We start from the raw sequence: 18449 nt of genomic DNA on the forward strand, positions 1-18449 counted from the left end.
GATGAGCTACGAAAATAAAATATTACAATTGAAAAAAATGGTGGGGAAAAAGAAAGCGGCAGAATCCGAAAAACCTTCCTACCAAAAACCTGAAAAACCGGCTTACATCGATGAATGGAAAAAAGCCGGTCTTTCGATTGTAGAAAATGATTTCGGAGTCGTATTAAAAAGGCAAGTCCAATATCCTTTCGACTATAAACACGGACGGTATGAATTAAAGGAGTTTTTCCAAGCGGTCGAAAAATGGGAACAGTCGAAAATAGAGCATCCCTATTCCATTTATCCCGGAGAAAAGGTGCTGTTTTTTGATACGGAAACAACCGGGTTAAAGGGCGCAGGCACGCACATTTTTCTTTTGGGCCTCCTTGAGGTCGATGAAGAGGCATTCGTGCTGAATCAATATGTGCTGGCGGATCCGGCGAATGAAGCCGCCTTCTTGTTTGAATCCAAGTTATGGCAACGGGGAAAAACGATCGTTACATATAATGGGAAAAGTTTCGATTGGCCCCAATTGGAGATGCGGTGGATCTTTCATAAAAACTATTTGCCAACATTACAAAGTCCCAGACAAATCGATTTATTCCATAGTTCAAAAAGAATCTGGAAAAATCATTTGGAAAAAGTAAAATTAATAAAAGTGGAAGAAGAAAAATTGGGCTTCAAAAGGGAAAATGATATTCCCGGGTTTCTTGCACCGATTATTTATGCGGATGCGGTCAGAAGCGGAAATGCTGGAGGGCTCATAAAAGTGCTTCAACATAATGAATGGGACATCCTGTCACTTCTTGTGCTGTACATTCATTCAACAAATCTTCTTCTGGATGACGTGTTGCGGGATGGAGCCACAACGTATACAAATATCGGCAAATGGTACAATGATTTAAAAGAACCTGAACAAAGCAGGCAACTATTTTTGAAAGTGACGGAACAATTTGCGGAACATGAAACCGGCCTTGCCTATTATTATTTGGCATTGCAACAAAAACGTCACAAACAATTCAAAGAATCGATTGAATCTTTTCAAAAGGCGATTCATACAATTGATGGAAGAAAAAAATTGGATTCCTATGAGCAACTGGCAAAGCTATATGAACATCAAATGAAAAATTACCCGGAGGCGCTCCAGTATACACTCAAAGGAATAAAAATGATTCAGGAAGCGGATTTTTTCAGCGATCATCAAAAGAAAAAACAATTAGAAAATTGGGACAAAAGATTGCAAAGGTTGGAAATCAAAAACGGGAAATATTTATAACGTTTGGTAATGAAAAGTATTTCCCGGGGAAGCGCAAAGTTTGACAAAAAAACGATCTACCGCATGTCGAAATATGCAAAAAATATGATTTTGCGGTGTTTTCCTGTCCTTTTATAGGGTTACATGTGGTATAATATATAGTACGTATGTATCGATGGAAGGGCGATGTGGATGGAAATCAAATTAAATTCCAAAATGATTTTGGAAAAAGAATTCAAGAGACAAATGAAAGGCTACAACATTGATGAGGTGGACCAATTTTTAGATATAATAATGGAAGATTATGACAATTTTAATAAAATCATAAAAGAATTGCAAGCGGAAAACGAAAGATTGAAAAAAGAGCTGGAAGCGGCCAAAAAGCAACAAACGCCTCAATATGCCGGAAGTACGAACTTTGATATTCTAAAAAGACTATCAAATTTGGAAAAGCATGTTTTTGGCAATAAATTGTACGATTGATAAAATCCACAAGTTGATTTAAATCGTTTGTTTAGTATAATATTAAATGGTCATAGTGATTTCGAGTAATCGCTGCAAACGTTCTATGTTTGTAGAGGAAAGTCCATGCTCACACGGCTCTGAGATGACCGTAGTGTTCGTGCTTACCGAAAAAATAAGGTAAGGCAAAGCTCTTGCAGCTTTGACGGCGGAAGGAAGACCTAAGTCGCAACTGGCGATATGGTCGACACTTCCTGAAAAGTGCCACAGTGACGTAGCTTCACTGGAAACGGTGAAGGTGGAACGCGGTAAACCCCACGAGTGAGAAACCCAAATTATGGTAGGGGCGCCCCCCCGAAGGAAATGAACGGAGGGGGGGACGGGGAGGATTTCTTCCCGTAGATAGATGATTACTACCTGACAGTACGAGGCGAAAGCCGTTCGAGTACGCAGGGACAGAACATGGCTTATAGAAATCACTATGATGAGAAACATTAATCGAAATGATTATGCTTTATCATCAGGAGCTCTCCATCATGAAGGAGAGCTTTTTCTTTTGTAGATGCAAGTAGGGAATAATGTCAATAAGAAGAATGAATCTTCCGAATGAAGGCTATAGATAGTGGAAGGATCTAATTTTGTAATCCGAAACAAAATGATGATATAATTAATTTCTTGAAAATATGGAAAGATATCGAGGATGGATGCAAATGACGAAATTTCAACTGGTTGCTACTTCTGCAATGGGACTGGAATCCATTGTTGCAGACGAAGTAAAAGCATTGGGGTACGAAACGCGTACGGAAAACGGAAAAATTTATTTTGAAGGTGATGAAAGGGCGATTGCCAGAGCCAATCTTTGGCTGAGGGTGGCCGATCGGGTAAAAATTGTTGCAGCCCAATTCCCGGCAACGACTTTTGAGGAATTGTTTGAAAATACAAAATCTGTTGAATGGGAACGTTATTTGCCTGTTGATGCGAATTTCCCGGTCTCAGGAAAATCGGTGAAATCGAAATTATTCAGTGTTCCGGACTGCCAAGCAATCGTAAAAAAAGCGATTGTGGAACGGTTAAAAACAGCCTATAAGAAAACCGGATTATTGGACGAATCGGGGGCGACTTTCAAAATTGAAGTATCAATCTTGAAAGATATGGCAACACTTACAATTGATACAAGTGGTGCCGGACTCCACAAAAGAGGCTATCGGGTAGGCCAGGGGGATGCCCCTTTAAAAGAAACGTTGGCTGCCGCTTTGGTAAAAATCTCAAAATGGTCCCCTCATCGTCCTTTTGCCGATCTTTTCTGCGGCTCCGGCACGATTCCGATCGAGGCGGCGTTGATTGGCCAAAATATTGCACCAGGGTATAATCGGGATTTCATTTCGGAAGAATGGCCCTGGATGGATATGAAAATCTGGGATGACGCCCGGATAGAAGCGGAGGATTTGGCAAACTATGATCAACCTCTTGAAATATTGGGGACGGACATTGATCATAGAATGGTAAAAATCGCAAAAGAGAATGCGCTGGAAGCCGGTTTGAGCGATTTAATCACTTTCAAACAAATGCAGGCGACCGATTTCACGACGACCCTTACAGACGGTGTCATTGTCTCCAATCCTCCTTATGGGGAGAGAATCGGGGAAAGGGAAGAGATTGAAAGAGTAATCCGCGAACTTGGGAAAATAATGAGAAATTATCCGACGTGGTCGGTCTATATGCTGTCATCCATGGACAATTTTGAGGAACTGTACGGCAAGAAAGCGACGAAAAAACGGAAATTGTTTAACGGATTCATCCGCACCGATTTTTATCAATTTTGGGGCCAAAAATCAAACAAACAATCATTGATTTAAGGAAGATCGAATGTTGTTATTTTATGTCGAATTTCTTATAATAAAATTATTGTAATCAAGGTAATTTCTGAACTTTTTAGGCAGTGTCTTGAATTTTTTCGAGACACTTTTTCTTCATGTCTAACAAGTAGACATTGATAAAGGAGAATAGAATATGAAATCATCGATACCTTTTGAATTATCGAAAGAAAAAAGCTTTTTTGATTCGTTGGGGGATTGGATCGGCGACATTTTTTATGACATTTTGCCCGAAAAAGGATTTGAATGTCGCGATGAACAAATTTACATGAGCTATCAAATCGAAAAAGCTTTAAAAGAAAAAAACGTTTTGTTTGCGGAAGCGGGTGTTGGAACGGGAAAAACCCTCGCTTATTTATTGCCCGCAATCGCGTATGCGCGCTATAAAGGGAAACCGGCATTGATTGCTTGTGCAGATGAAACATTGATTGACCAGCTGGTTAAAGAAGAAGGGGACATCGCCAAAATCGAAAAACATTTGGGGATCAAAGTGGACGTACGCCTTGCAAAATCACGGGACCAATATTTATGTTTAAAGCGCTTTGAAGAAGCGGAATTATATGAAGATGAAGAATGGATTGATGAGATCGCCTTCACCATTCCGGAAGAGGTGTTTTCAGAAAGTTCGGCGGTAAAAATTCCTTTGTATGGCGCAAGAAGCGATTTTCCCCAAATAAGCGACGAAAATTGGAATAAAGTGAATTACAATTCCATCATGCAATGCAGCATTTGCGAAAAACGCAACCGATGCGGACAAACTTTGCATCGGGCCTATTATCGGAAAGCGGTGGATTTGATCGTCTGCTCCCAGGATTTTTTAATGGAACATTTGGCAACGAAAGAATCCCGCAAACGGGAAGGGCAATTGACTCTCTTGCCGGAAGTGTCAATGATTGTCCTGGATGAAGGGCATCTGTTGGAATATGCTGCCCAAAAGGCGATGACTTATAAAGTGCAGAATTATACGATCGTAAAATTGCTGGATCACTTGATGGCGGACGGAATCCGTGAAAGCACTTTATATGCAATGGAAAAACTGCAAGATGACCATGAATTGTTTTTTGACCAGCTCCGGGATGATGTAATCCCGTCAGAAGAGGACAGAAAAAGTATCCGGAAATCAGAAAAGTTGATTGCATTGGGAAAACAATTGATCGCTGACGTGGAACAATTGCTGGAAGAGTTTGTATTCGAATCGGAAATGTATGTGATTCCGGAATATGAATTGAATATTGTTGAAGAATTTTTGGAAGATTATCAGGAAGCATTAAAGATATTTATCTCAAAAAGCGATGCCATTGACTGGCTGGAGGATACGGATGGAGAAGAAACATTGGTCATCATGCCAAGATTGATTACAGAAGTATTGGAAGAGAAATTATTCTCTAATAACATACCAATCATTTTTTCATCGGCAACGTTATCGGTAAATAATGATTTTTCCTATATTGCATCCAGCTTAGGTGTAAAAAAATATCAACATTTCAGCGTGCCTTCTCCTTTTGATTATGATGAAGTGATGAAAATCTATTTGCATGAGCTGGACGAAGATCAAAAGATGAAAAAAGTGGAAGAGCTGCTCAAGCAAAACAAGAAAACGTTGGTGCTCTTCAAATCAAGACAATCGATGCTGAAATTCAAAGAGAATTTGCCATTGATGTCCCGGTTGACGGTCGGTTTTGAAGGGGATCGTGAACTCACATCCATCATCAAAGATTTCCAAAACGGTACAATCAAAACCCTTTGCTCTTATCATTTATGGGAAGGGGTAGACTTGCCTGAAGAATCTTTGACGCAGATCATCATTTATGAATTGCCTTTCCCGCCGAAAGATCCGCTTTTTGAAGCAAAAAGAAAATTTGCTGGAAATCCATTTGAAGAAGTGGATATGCCATTTATGTTATTGCGGTTGCAGCAGGGGATCGGCCGGCTTATTCGGACGGCCAATGATTATGGAGATATCCATATTTTATTAAATGAAGAAGACCGTAAAATGCGGTCCCGCTTCCTTGAAGTATTGCCGGTGGAACCACAATAAGAATATGAAACTGCCACAGATATATGCAAAAAGTCTATATGGATTTTTTGCATATTTTTTTATTTTTTGGAATATAATTTTATAAAATTTGTTGAATTTGGTCGGGGCGACGGCGTATTATGTCAATGATTGTCTGTTTTTTTGAAATTCTATGAAAAAGGAGAATCGTATGAGACTAAAAGGGAAGGTTGCGATTATTACCGGAGGAGCAAACGGGATTGGCAAGGCTGCTACAAAAAGATTTTTGGAAGAAGGGGCAAAAGTGGTTGTCGCGGATATACAAAAGGAAGCGGGGGAGCAATTGGCGAAACAATTCCGGGATCAGGGACATGAAGTAATGTTCTATCCAGTGAACGTTGCATCCAAAGATGAAGTGGAAACAATGGTCGAGAAAGTGAAAGAAATCTTCGGAAAAATCGATATTTTAATTAACAATGCGGGGATTACAAGGGATGCTATGCTTGTCAAAATGACGGAAGAGCAATTCAATGACGTGATCGATGTGAATTTAAAAGGCGTATTTCATTGTACGCAAGCGGTTGCAAAAGTCATGATTGAACAAGGAAATGGGAAAATTATCAATACATCCTCTGTCAGCGGCATCTATGGAAACATCGGGCAAACAAATTATGCTGCTGCAAAGGCGGCCATTGTCGGGATGACGAAGACATGGGCGAAGGAGCTGGGCAAAAAGGGAATCAATGTGAATGCGGTGGCTCCGGGATTTACGAAAACCACAATGGTGGAGAAAATGCCTGAAAAAATATTAAATTATATGGAATCGATTACAAGCTTGAAAAGGCTTGGAGAACCGGATGATATTGCAAACGCTTACCTGTTTTTGGCTTCCGATGAATCCAATTATATTACCGGTCACGTATTGCATGTGGATGGCGGAATTATGATGTAAAATGAAAAGTACTAGTTGAAAAAATGTTCACACTATTTTAATATTTAATTTGTGTGTAATAGAAAAAACCCTCCCCATTTGAGGGGAGGGAATTGTGCTGTCATTTTACCAGAGTTTGAAACCTTTTGAACCAACTGGAGAGTTATTGATGATATCAATGATTGGGATTGTGTAAGCGAAGATGATCACCGCAATCATGATAATTCCCCAAAGTTTGAAGTTTTCAAGGGCTGCAGGTACTTTTTCTGCACCTGGTGCAACTTCCGCAACAGGGAATTCTTCTTCTCCTTTCGGTGCGAAGAATCCAAGGTAAATGATTAATCCAGTAATTACTAAGATGGCGATGAATAGGATTGAACCACCAACTGCTTGCGCTACTTGGTAAGAAATCCATTCAGCTGCTTGTTCTGAACCGCCATATTCGGAGTAAGCGGAACGACGTGGCGCACCGAGTAAACCTGCAATGTGCATGGCACTTGACATGATTGTCATACCGATAGCCCATAAAATACCTGCGCAGTTAGCCATGCTGTTTGCGCGTTTTGTTAATTTTCTGCCATTTAGGTGTGGTATTAACCAGAAGGCTGTTCCGAAGAATGTTAACGCAACAGCAGTTGCTACAGTCAAGTGGAAGTGACCTGTTACCCAAATTGTGTTGTGTACAAGTTCGTTCATTTGGTAAGATGCGTTAACGATACCGCCGGCACCACCAGGAATGAAGGCAACCATACCAATGAATGGCAATAAGAATCTTGAATCGCTCCAAGGCAATTTTTTGAACCAACCGAATACGCCTTTAGCGCCAAGTTCGCGACCACGCATTTCAAATGTTGCGAACAGGGAGAAGGCAGTCATTAAAGATGGAACAACAACGAAGAACGTTAAGACTGTTTGAATAAATTTCCATAATGGATCGATACCTGGTTCAGTGAATTGGTGGTGTAGACCAACCGGCACTGAAAGGATCAAGAACAACATGAAAGCCAATTTTGCCAAAGATTCAGAGAAGATTTTTCCGCCAATGACTTTTGGAATGACAACATACCAAACCATGTAAGCAGGCAATAACCAGAAATAAACCAATGCGTGACCGAAGTACCAGAATAGAGTACGGGATAATAATACATCCACACGTTCAACCAAGCCCATGGACCAAGGAATCAATTGGAATAATACTTCTATTGCTACACCCAATGTAGCGATGAACCATAAGAGGTTGTTAACTACAGCCATAAAGGATAATAATGGTGTGCTTTGACCTTTATGTTCTTTTCTCCATTGAACAAAACGCATCGCTTGTGCTAAACCTGTAATCCATGAACCTACAACCACTAATGCCAAGCCAAGGTAGAATACCCAGTGAGCTTTCAATGGCGCATAGAATGTATAAAGGACAGAAGCTTGATTTGTTAAGACCATTGCCGCTGCTGCAACTAATCCGATTGTTGCAAGCCAGAAACCTACCCAGCCGATTGTGCGTTGTTTATTTGTGAATGTACCGCTAGTTCGGCTGACAGCAGCTGTTTGGAATCCCATAATGAAGAAAGTAGTCAATACAAGTCCGAGTAATACGCCGTGCACTGTCAATACTTGATAGTAGTTTAGGAAACTTGGAAGTTCAAATTTACCTGAACGAACTAAAACTTGTAATAGTCCGGCTGTACCACCTAAAAATACTGCTATGAATGCGACATAAATGTAAGCTAATGCCAATTTTCCATCTTTTTTATCAACAAATTCAAGCTGTTTTTTCAAGCCTGAAGATGCAGTGCTTTTTACAGTTTCCTTAGTTGCTGTTGTCATTAGTGTCCACCACCTTTAATGTAGAGTACATCAATGCGTGACCTGTACCGCAGTACTCGTTACATACGATTGTATACGTTCCGGCTTTATCTAAAGTTGTAATTTTTTCAGATACATAACCAGGTTCAAGCATCATGTTGATGTTTGTTCCTGCAACCTCGAGTCCGTGAATAACGTCTTTTGTAGTAGCGATGAAACGAACTTTAGATCCTACCGGGATTTCAATTTCAGTTGGATTGTAAGCGAAAGCCTGTGCAACGAGCACTACTTCATAATCCCAATCTTTGCCTTCCACTTTATGCAATCCTGGATTGTCAAACGGAGCATATTCATCAACCTTTTCATAGTCAATTGTCCATTTAGAGTTATTTGGATGCGTTCCGCTATGGAATGCGCTTACACCGAGGATGATAAGGAACACGATCAGCGTACCTGTTCCGAAAATCATCCACCATTTCTCATACTTGTGTATTTCCATTGTTTTCCCTCCTACTCAAGTTGTTAGAAGCGAGCTTGATCGTTTAGAAACGACCAGTGTACAGATCGAATGCAAGTACCCAGAAAATGATGATGACCAGCCCCACTCCGAAGGTCGCTAATAGGGTACCTTTTAAATTTTCTTCTGACGAAGGCTTTTTGTGATTTGACATGTCTCTCCCTCCTATGAACTTCAAATGTGTTACTTCACGATTCATCATAATAAAAATAAAACTGCTAAGATGTGATAAAAATCACAGTTCTATAATGGAAATGTGAAATTACTGTGAAAGCTAATACCATCCTCCCCCCTTTTATGGCGCTTAATCTGTGAGGGTTTTCATAAAAAACTTAATAGAAGTATTGAAAATACAGCTTTTTATGAGGAAAAATAGATTAGGTGTTTGTACATTCAATACCTTTTTTCGACAAAAGAAAAACCAGCCAAATAAAAAATTTTCTATTTTATAATGTTGAAATTTTTTATATAATAATTGATAAAGATTCTCATTATTAGGAAGGGAAAGACGAATGGTTTACCTGTTCATTGCTTCGACAATTGCCATCTATTGCTGGATTGGTACATACATTTTCGATAACGTGACAAAATAGTGCCAACACTTTTTAAAGTGGGGCACTATTTTTTATCCGAAAAAAACTCCATTTTCCTTTGAATCTTTTTGATTTACTAGCGATTTTGCTTTAAAACCATGTTAATATTATAATTGTGACAAAATGAAGGCAAAGGGGTATTTATTGCATGAGTACTTTTGACGAAAAAATGGAGCAACTGTTAGAACAAGCAGCGGTTCAATACATAGTCTTCAAACGGAATGAAGATGAAGAGCGGATGGAAAAACTCCATCTGTTTGCGAAAAAAATTCTGCAAAAAGAGTATGTCATTGGATTTGCGGGGCATTTTTCTGCTGGAAAATCCAGTATGATCAACGCTTTATCCGGAGAAGATATTTTAGCATCCAGTCCGATTCCGACAAGCGCAAATATCGTAAAAGTGCATAAATCGGATGAGGATTTTGCCATTTGTTACATGAAAAATGATAAGCCGGTGAAATTTGAAGCCGGTTACGATATAAAAACGGTCAAAGAATTGAGCAAAAACGGAGAGCTTGTGACTCAAATCGAAATCGGGCATAAAGATTCGAAATTGCCTGTTGGTGTAACTGTAATGGATACACCGGGAGTGGATTCCACAGACGATGCTCACCGAATGAGCACAGAATCCGCATTGCATATCGCAGACATCGTTTTTTATACGATGGACTACAACCATGTGCAATCCGAATTGAACTTCCAATTTACGAAACAATTAATGAAATACAATCCAAACGTCTATTTGATTGTGAACCAAATCGACAAGCATAATGAGAATGAGCTTTCTTTTGATGAATATAAAGAATCGGTCCACAACTCCTTCAAAGCTTGGGGAGTGGAGCCAAAAGGCATCTTTTTCACATCGTTGAAGCAATTGGATCATCCGCACAATGATTTTGAAAAAGTGAAGAACATTGTCATGGATTCCATGAATCATTGGCAGGAACGATTGATTGAAACGGCCGAAAACACTTTGAAAAAAATGCAAAGTGAACATTTGGCCTTCTTGGAAGAAGAGAAAAATGCCCGTTTTGAGGAGTTCTCGGAAGTTTTATCCGCCGATGATTGGGCAAACCGTGAAGATATTCTCGAACAATATGAAAAATTGAAATTGCAAACGGAACTTTTCTCTATTGAAAAATGGGAAGATAGCTTTAAAGAAAAGCGCAATGACTTGCTGGAAAATGCGGCCATCATCCCTGCGGATTTCCGGGAAAAATTGCGGCTTTATCTGGAAAGCCAGCAGGAAGGTTTCAAAGTGGGCGGCTTATTCGGTTGGAAGAAGAAAACACAGGAAGAGATCGATCGCCGGAAAAAAGACGTTTACGATCAATATCAATCCATTTTGCAATCCCAGATCATCGGGCACATGAAGTCTTTAATGAAACAGTTGTTGAAAGATGTTGGCGCGTTGACCGATGAAAGGGCGGGCGAAATCGATGCCATTTCCTTTGATGTGCCGTTCAGCCTCATCGAAGAATGCGTGCAAAAAAACGCCATCGTGACTGGCGATGCGGTGCTCAACTTTGCCAACCGGGTAAGAGAGGCGACACGCCGTTATTTCATCCGGGAAACGGACGCATGGAAAGAAAGTCAAATTCCGCTTTTGAAAGAAATCAGTGAAACGGCTCAAGCGCCGGCTCGGCAAAAATTGAAAAACCTGGAGAAAAAAGCGAAGGTGATTCAAAGCATTGCCCAAATGGACGAGAGAAAAGAATTTTTGGAAAGACAGCTCGTTCATGCATCGAAAGATACAAGGGATGGAGCAAGAAAACAGAAGGCGCTATGGGAAAACCGATTTGAACAAGAATTGAAAGAAATTCGGTTATTTGATCCATCCATGTTGAAAAAAGAAGAAAAAGAAGAGGTCATTGTCGAAGGGCATGAGGAGCATAACCGCCTATCCGTCCAAGGGGAAGAAGTCGTTGAAAACGCAGTGCGTACGGCAAAACTTGTCCGACAAGTCGAAGGTTTTGAAGAAGTGTCAGACTTCTTATTGAAAAAAGTGGAGAGACTTGAACATAAAGACTTTACAATTGCCTTATTCGGCGCTTTCAGTGCAGGGAAATCCAGCTTCTCCAATGCATTGATGGGCGAAAAAGTATTGCCGGTTTCTCCAAACCCGACAACAGCGGCCATCAATAAAATCCGTCCAGTCGATGAAGAACATCTTCACGAAACGGCGGATGTGCAATTAAAAACAAAGGATCAGTTATTGGAAGATATCCAATTTGCCTACGAAGCGATCGGCATGACGGTGCAATCGCTGGAAGAGGCTTATAATCGGGCGGATGAAGCTTTGCAGGTTGAACTGAAAGACGAGCGTTTGAATGTGCATAAATCTTTTATCCGCGCTTATAAAGAAGGATACCCAACATACAGCGAAAAACTCGGTGAAGTTCTTCGGGTCAACAGGGAAGAATTTGAGCGCTTTGTTGCGGAAGAACACCGCTCCTGCTTTGTGGATAACATCAACTTCTACTATGATTGCCCGCTTACGCGCATGGGGGTAACCCTTGTAGACACACCGGGGGCGGATTCCATCAACGCACGCCACACAGGTGTCGCCTTTGAATATATCCGCAATGCCGACGCGATTTTGTTCGTCACATACTACAACCATGCCTTTGCAAAGGCGGACCGGGAATTCCTGATCCAGTTGGGCCGCGTAAAAGATGCCTTTGAATTGGATAAAATGTTCTTTATTGTGAATGCCATCGACTTGGCAAAAAATGAAGAGGAAGCGGAAGAAGTGAAGGCATACGTCCGCAATGAATTGCAGCGTTTTGGCATCCGATTCCCTAAATTGTTTGGTGTGTCCAGTTTGCTTGCGTTGCGTGAAAAGCAGGAAAAAGCGGAATATGCTTCCGGCATGCAGCCATTTGAAGAAGCCTTTTACCGTTTCTTGAACGAAGACCTTGCATCCATCGCAATCCAAGCGCTTCATGAGGAAGTGGAAAAAACACATCAACGCTTGTCCGATTTAATCACGCAAACAGAGGAAAACTTAAAACGGAAAGATGAGCGCCTGGAAGAACTCGCCCAATTAGAAAATTATGTGGAAAAGCATTACAGCAGTGCGTCTACCAGCATGATTGAAAGCGATGCGAAACAAGAGCTCGATGAATTATTATATTACGTACTGCAACGGGTATATTACCGTTATCCTGACTTTTTCAGAGAAAGTTATAATCCATCGACTTTTGCGGCATTATCGCCTCAGGAAGCTTTAAGCAAAGCATTGAAAGAAACATTGAGTTCATTGAAATTCGACTTTGCCCAGGAGCTTCGGGTGACGAATTTCCGCATCGCCCAATTCATTCAAAAACAAATCAAAGAACGTTTCAAAGAAGAAAGCCGTTCTTTGAAAGAAATGAATCCGAGCTTCTCATTTATCGCTTATGAATTCGAAGATGCGGAATTATTGGATTTTGAAGGTCCATTTGAAGACTTCAATAAATATGCATCCGTGAAATCCTACTTCAAGAACACGAAATCCTTCTTTGAAAAGAATGAGAAGGAACAGTTGAAACAAGCGTTGGAAGATATGACAAAACCGGATGCGGAGCGTTATTTGGAAGAAGAAAAGCATCGGATGATGGACTGGGCGAAAGAGCAAATCGCGAAGGAAGCGGAAGGATTGCGCAAGCATATTTACCACCAAGCGATGAATCAAATCCACACAGAGCGTCTGTTATTGCAGGAAGAAAGCCGTTTGGCGACTTGGAAAGAAATATATCAACAATTGCAGAAGGTGGAGTTGAAATAAGGAAGGAGGCTGGGACAAAACCCCCTCTAAAATGGAAACAGCCCATGAAATTTTGGAATGAAATTTCATGGGCTGTTTTTCATTTTTTCAATAAAAAATAAGGACCTCTTCTGTTAAAATTAAGTTAGCACACAAAACCTAACAGAAAGAAGGGTCCTTATGTTCAAATATTATAACATGAATCAATTAGTTTTGCCTCTAGATTTAGAAATAAAATTACAAGAAAATGATATTGCCTTCCACATTCACCATTTAGTTGAAAGTATTCCAGATGAAGCCTTCCAGCCGTTTCTTCGAAATACAGGTTGTCCTGCTTATCATCCACGCATGATGCTAAAAATTATTTTGTGTGCCTATTCGCAGTCTGTCTTTTCAGGTCGAAAAATTGAAGCGCTATTAAAGGACAGTATACGAATGATGTGGTTGGCACAAGGATATGAACCAAGTTATCGGACGATCAATCGTTTTCGTGTGCATCCGGAAGTAAAAGAATTAATTCGTCAATGTTTTGTCCAATTCCGTTGCCAACTGGTGGAAGAAAAGTTAATCGATCAAGAAGCCATTTTTATCGATGGTACGAAGATTGAAGCGAATGCCAATAAATTTACTTTCGTATGGAAGAAATCCATTGAAAAATACAACCAAAGCTTAATTGAAAAATCCAATCAGCTCTACAACGAACTGTTAGAGAAGGAAATCATCCCTGAAATGGAGCGGGAAAATGAGGGAGAACTGTCCGTTGAAGAACTCGCTCAAATGGTGCAACAAGTCGATGAAGTGATTACGGAATATGACCAAAAGATAGAAGCATCGCCCGATGCCACAGAACGAAAAGCATTAAGAAGCGAACGGAAATATCCGAAGCGAGTGTACAAACAGTTGATTGACTTGATTTTACGTAAACAAAAGTATCAAAAAGACTTCGAAATCTTGGGTGAACGGAATAGTTATTCCAAAACAGACTTAGATGCGACGTTCATGCGAATGAAAGACGACTATATGAAAAACGGTCAATTGAAGGCTGGATACAACGTACAAATCGCAACAGAAGGTCAATACGCACTAGCTTATAGCATCTTTCCAAATCCTACTGATACACGTACATTAATTCCGTTCTTGAATAAGATAGAAAAGGATTATTTTCCGTTGCCAAAGTATATTGTCGCAGATGCTGGTTATGGTAGTGAACAAAACTATGAAGACATCCTTTCGAATCGAAAATGTGAGGCACTCATTCCATATACCATGTATGAGAAAGAACAAAAGAAGAAATATAAACAAAATCCATTTCATCCAGACAATTGGATGTACGACGAAGAAAGTGATACCTACATTTGTCCAAATCAGCAGCGAGTAACCTTCCGTTATCGTTCTGTACGTACAGATAAGACTGGTTTCAAACGAGAATTGAAAATCTATGAATGTGAAAACTGTTCAGGATGTCCATTTCGTTCATCATGCACAAAAGCAAAGGAAGGCAATCACCGAAAGGTCATGGTGAATGAAAAATGGGAACAACAAAAAGAATATGTAAGAGCGAAGCTTTCAGAAGAAAAAGCTGGTTCTATTTTCCGTCAACGTAAAATAGACGTAGAACCAGTTTTTGGATTCTTGAAGGCTAATTTGCGTTTCACTCGATTTTCCGTTCGAGGAAAATCGAAAGTGGAAAATGAAATGGGCATTGCCTTAATGGCCGTGAATTTACGAAAATACACGGCCAACAAAGATCAACTAACCAAAAATAATGGGGATAAATGGAAAAAGGAGAATTTGAGTTGGCTCAAATTCTCCTTTTTCCTATCTAGAAGCTAGTTTTGTCCCAGCCACTTTTTATTTTGAAAAACAACCGGAAAAAGAAAATTTTGGGGAACTTTGTAACCTTTTCCGCTTCCATTCGACTAATTGAACGAAAACAAAAAAGAAAGGAGAGAAAGCATGAAAAAAACCTTGTCAACTCTTTGTGCATTGGCATTGCTCGGCAGCTTTGCAGTGCTCCCGGACGCGCGCGTACAAGCGCAAGAAAACGCTCCCAACGAGACTGTGGAAAAAAAGGCGGAGGTTCAATTCAACTATTTTCAGGTGAGCGGAACAATCAGTAAAATCTCGAAACAAGAGAACGGCCAATTCTTTGCCACAATTGATTCGGAACAAAATCCTTTTGGTTTTTACTTCGATGATGAAACTTTGGTATTTGATAATGCCGGAAATGCGGTTGAATTGAAAGAGGGCATGAAGATAACCGCCTTTGTCGATGGTACAAAGCCGATGATCATGATTTATCCGCCTCAATATTCGCCGGATGTGGTCATTGTTAATACGGACAATCCGGGCACGGTTCAGTTGGACAAATTCGACCAAAAGTTTTTAAATGCGGCCAAAGATTTGTACATTCACTTTGATGAAAAAACGGAAATTATCAATTTATCCGGCAAAAAATTAAAGAAAGACTCGGTGATCGATAAGGAAGTACTGATTTTCTATGAAGTTGTGCTTGAATCCTATCCGGCACAAACAGGCCCGTCAAAGGTCATCGTGTTGGAACGGGATGAGAATGGGCAACAAGCATCAAATATAGAGAAAGCATATAAAATTGCGGAACAGGATCACTATTATATCAACAATGTGAAAATGGTGCCGTTAAGATTGATAGCCGAACAGCTTGGATACAGGGTGGATTCCACTGGGAATGGAGCGGTTGTATCCAAGGGCTGCGTTTTCTATATCATTACGAGAGGCAAAACAAGCTACATCCAAAACCAAACAACGAAGCAGTTCGCCAAGGCGCCTGCACTGTTGGAGCCACGTAAAACATACGTTCCATACGACTTTATCGAGGAACTTGCAGGGAATTAATTAGATACATCGGGTTACCAATCATGAATGGGACACTTCAAATCATTTGGGGTGTCTCTTATTTTTTTTGTTGAAATTATGAAAATTTTGTGACAACTTCATTTTTTTATTAATTGAAGTATGTGAAAACTATCATATTTGACCAAGTAAAATAGTGTGTTTTCCTTTTCACAATAAAAAGCTTGTGAAATCAAGGTTTCTATTGTGAAAAGTGAGTTATTTATTATATCAATATAATAAAAAATCCCGGTTTTTATAGAGAGTGAAGCCGTTTAAAAATCATGAAAGCGCTTTAAAAACCTTTGAATATCAATATTTTTTCGATGATTTACAAAAAATGTTATTGACTTCAATTGGGTAAAGTAATATTATACAAAAAACAATATTTTAAAAAGTGGTTGAGGGGATGAATAAGAATGGATTTAATGAAACAATCTTTGGAAATGCATCAGCGATTTAAGGGGAAAATGGAGATTATTTCAAAAGTGCCCGTAAATGATGCGCGGGATTTAAGTTTGGCCTATTCTCCTGGAGTTGCTGCACCTTGTCAGGAAATCGAAAAAAATCCAATGCGAGTATATGATTATACAATGAAAGGAAATTTGGTGGCGGTTGTATCTGATGGAACTGCCGTGTTAGGGTTGGGGGATATTGGTCCGGAAGCGGCACTTCCCGTAATGGAAGGTAAGGCGTTATTGTTGAAGCGGTTTGCAAATGTGGATGCGGTGCCAATCACATTAAATACAAAAGATGTGGATGAGATCGTCAGAACAGTGAAAGCAATGGAGCCTACATTTGGCGCGATCAATTTGGAAGATATTGCAGCTCCCCGCTGTTTTGAAATAGAAGAACGCCTTAAAGCGGAATGCAATATTCCGGTTTTCCACGACGATCAACACGGAACGGCAATTGTAGTTGCAGCAGGATTGGAAAATGCTTTAAAAATTGTTGGAAAACGGAAAAAAGAGGTAAAAATCGTCATTAACGGTGCAGGTGCGGCTGGGATCGCCACATTGAAACTGTTGAAGAATTTCGGCTATGAAAATATTGTCGTTTGTGATTCAAAAGGAATCCTTTATGAAGGCCGCGCTTCCATGAATCCGGTGAAGGAAGAAATCGCAAGGATTTCAAATCCGGAAAAATTGAAAGGGACTTTGGATGATGCCATTGTCGGTGCGGATATATTCATCGGCGTTTCCGTTGCCAACATTTTGACGAAAGCCCATATCGATTCCATGAAACGGGATCCGATTGTTTTTGCATTGGCAAATCCACATCCGGAAATCACATATGAGAATGCGCAGCGTTGGGGAGTGCGAATCATCGGTACAGGACGTTCAGACTATCCGAACCAGGTTAATAACGTGCTTGCGTTCCCTGGTATATTCAGAGGAGCATTGGATGTGTTGGCTTCGGAGATTAACGAAGAAATGAAAATGGCTGCTGCCCGTGCCATTGCATCCCTTGTTGAGGAAAGTGAATTAAGGGAAGATTATGTGATTCCGAAACCATTGGATGAAAGGGTCGTACCGGCTGTTGCCAAGGCCGTGGCAAATGCGGCAATCGAATCCGGTGTATCGAAGCTCTACAGCAATCAACAAGCAAATGTCATTTAATGATTTGCGAAGGGATGATTATATTTAATCCTTTCGAAATATTCTGAACATTTTGGAATTAATATAAATACGGCTTGGAATTGAAAAGGAAATGCTTCCGTATCTTTTCAACTCCAAGCCTTTTGTCAATGATCAGAAAAAGTATGCGATTCCTAAGAACATGATGATTACACCGATAATGAGTCCGATGATGACGAATATGATTGTTAAAATAATAATGAATATCAATGCAGTGAAGAAAGATTTCCAATTGGAAAACTGATGCGCTTCAGCGATTGCCGCAATCATGATGACAATCGACCAGATGCTGACGGCAACGGTGAACAGTAAACCAATGATCGAGAAGGCTCCAAATTGATCGCTCATATTGAATAAACTTTCCGGATCGATGATCATCCAAAGCAGATAAATCGGAATCAACACGATGAATGGCCATGCGGTAAGGGAAGACGCTTTAAATATTTGTTCATAAGTACCTTGGCCTGAAAACAGTTTTCCGATGAGCCATACTCCTAATGCGGAAAAAGCATTGCTGATTATGCCAACGATCGGGGAAAGAATGATGGTGAGTAAAACGATTGCCCAAAGGGGGAAATCCGGATACAATCCCATGTCAATATATCCTGAAAAAAGGCTTCCAATATAACCGATGGATAAGAGTGAAATCACGAATGGGAATTTTTTATACTCTAATACATAACGTGCTGTCCGTTTCGGATGCAACCAAATGGTCAATAACGGATTGATTTTTTCTTGTTCTTGTTCTTGCTGGTAAGATTCGTTTTCGCTCATTAAAAAACC

The 18449-nt window shown here is 40.1% G+C and carries 13 protein-coding genes and 1 other RNA gene; 10 read left to right on the forward strand and 4 right to left on the reverse strand.

Annotated elements, in window-relative coordinates; all coding sequences use genetic code 11:
* The first annotated feature begins 1 nt into the window (after position 1).
* The 6 genes from NST13_RS02075 to fabG all read left to right on the forward strand — a co-directional run bounded on the left by NST13_RS02075 (position 2) and on the right by fabG (position 6518).
* Entirely contained in the window at positions 2 to 1255 is a 1254-nt protein-coding gene (locus tag NST13_RS02075; RefSeq protein ID WP_342581277.1) for a ribonuclease H-like domain-containing protein, read from the forward strand.
* 171 nt (positions 1256 to 1426) lie between these two features.
* On the forward strand, positions 1427 to 1717 hold the full coding sequence (gene gpsB / locus NST13_RS02080; RefSeq protein WP_342469646.1) for a cell division regulator GpsB: 291 nt from the start codon (positions 1427 to 1429) through the stop codon (positions 1715 to 1717).
* Between the two features lie 57 nt (positions 1718 to 1774).
* An RNA gene (gene rnpB, locus NST13_RS02085) (RNase P RNA component class B) lies at positions 1775 to 2171 on the forward strand.
* A 235-nt stretch (positions 2172 to 2406) separates the two neighbouring features.
* Complete coding sequence (locus tag NST13_RS02090) at positions 2407 to 3552, forward strand: class I SAM-dependent RNA methyltransferase (RefSeq protein WP_342581278.1); 1146 nt, start codon at positions 2407 to 2409, stop codon at positions 3550 to 3552.
* A 154-nt stretch (positions 3553 to 3706) separates the two neighbouring features.
* On the forward strand, positions 3707 to 5608 hold the full coding sequence (locus NST13_RS02095; protein ID WP_342469644.1) for an ATP-dependent DNA helicase: 1902 nt from the start codon (positions 3707 to 3709) through the stop codon (positions 5606 to 5608).
* 169 nt (positions 5609 to 5777) lie between these two features.
* Complete coding sequence (fabG, locus tag NST13_RS02100) at positions 5778 to 6518, forward strand: 3-oxoacyl-ACP reductase FabG (RefSeq protein ID WP_342581279.1); 741 nt, start codon at positions 5778 to 5780, stop codon at positions 6516 to 6518.
* A gap of 105 nt (positions 6519 to 6623) precedes the next feature.
* On the opposite strand, the gene NST13_RS02105 is transcribed toward fabG, so the two are convergent.
* Genes NST13_RS02105 through NST13_RS02115 form a run of 3 tightly spaced genes read right to left on the reverse strand, consistent with a single transcriptional unit; the run spans position 6624 to position 8971 of the window.
* Positions 6624 to 8321 carry a b(o/a)3-type cytochrome-c oxidase subunit 1 gene (locus tag NST13_RS02105; RefSeq protein WP_342581280.1) on the reverse strand — a complete coding sequence of 566 codons (1698 nt, stop codon included), beginning with the start codon at positions 8319 to 8321 and terminating at the stop codon, positions 6624 to 6626.
* A complete protein-coding gene (locus NST13_RS02110) occupies positions 8305 to 8799 on the reverse strand; it encodes a cytochrome c oxidase subunit II (protein ID WP_342469641.1) in 495 nt (164 codons plus the stop codon). The genes NST13_RS02105 and NST13_RS02110 overlap by 17 nt, the downstream gene beginning before the upstream one ends.
* A gap of 43 nt (positions 8800 to 8842) precedes the next feature.
* A complete protein-coding gene (locus NST13_RS02115) occupies positions 8843 to 8971 on the reverse strand; it encodes a hypothetical protein (RefSeq protein WP_342469640.1) in 129 nt (42 codons plus the stop codon).
* 587 nt (positions 8972 to 9558) lie between these two features.
* On the opposite strand from NST13_RS02115, the gene NST13_RS02120 reads away from it, so the two are divergent.
* The 4 genes from NST13_RS02120 to NST13_RS02135 all read left to right on the forward strand — a co-directional run bounded on the left by NST13_RS02120 (position 9559) and on the right by NST13_RS02135 (position 17648).
* On the forward strand, positions 9559 to 13179 hold the full coding sequence (locus NST13_RS02120; RefSeq protein ID WP_342581281.1) for a dynamin family protein: 3621 nt from the start codon (positions 9559 to 9561) through the stop codon (positions 13177 to 13179).
* 159 nt (positions 13180 to 13338) lie between these two features.
* Complete coding sequence (locus tag NST13_RS02125; protein WP_232019826.1) at positions 13339 to 14991, forward strand: IS1182 family transposase; 1653 nt, start codon at positions 13339 to 13341, stop codon at positions 14989 to 14991.
* Positions 14992 to 15114: 123 nt separating this feature from the next.
* Positions 15115 to 16032: a stalk domain-containing protein gene (locus NST13_RS02130; protein ID WP_328215237.1), complete on the forward strand. Its 918-nt coding sequence runs from the start codon at positions 15115 to 15117 to the stop codon at positions 16030 to 16032.
* A 416-nt stretch (positions 16033 to 16448) separates the two neighbouring features.
* The gene (locus NST13_RS02135; RefSeq protein ID WP_342581282.1) at positions 16449 to 17648 is read left to right on the forward strand and encodes a malic enzyme-like NAD(P)-binding protein; all 1200 of its coding nucleotides are present in this window, start codon (positions 16449 to 16451) and stop codon (positions 17646 to 17648) included.
* Positions 17649 to 17780: 132 nt separating this feature from the next.
* Here the strand turns inward: NST13_RS02135 and NST13_RS02140 are convergent, their stop codons facing one another.
* Positions 17781 to 18440: a YIP1 family protein gene (locus NST13_RS02140; protein WP_342581283.1), complete on the reverse strand. Its 660-nt coding sequence runs from the start codon at positions 18438 to 18440 to the stop codon at positions 17781 to 17783.
* Positions 18441 to 18449: the final 9 nt, after the last annotated feature.

This window comes from Ureibacillus sp. FSL W7-1570, assembly GCF_038593265.1.
Lineage (GTDB): Bacteria > Bacillota > Bacilli > Bacillales_A > Planococcaceae > Ureibacillus > Ureibacillus suwonensis.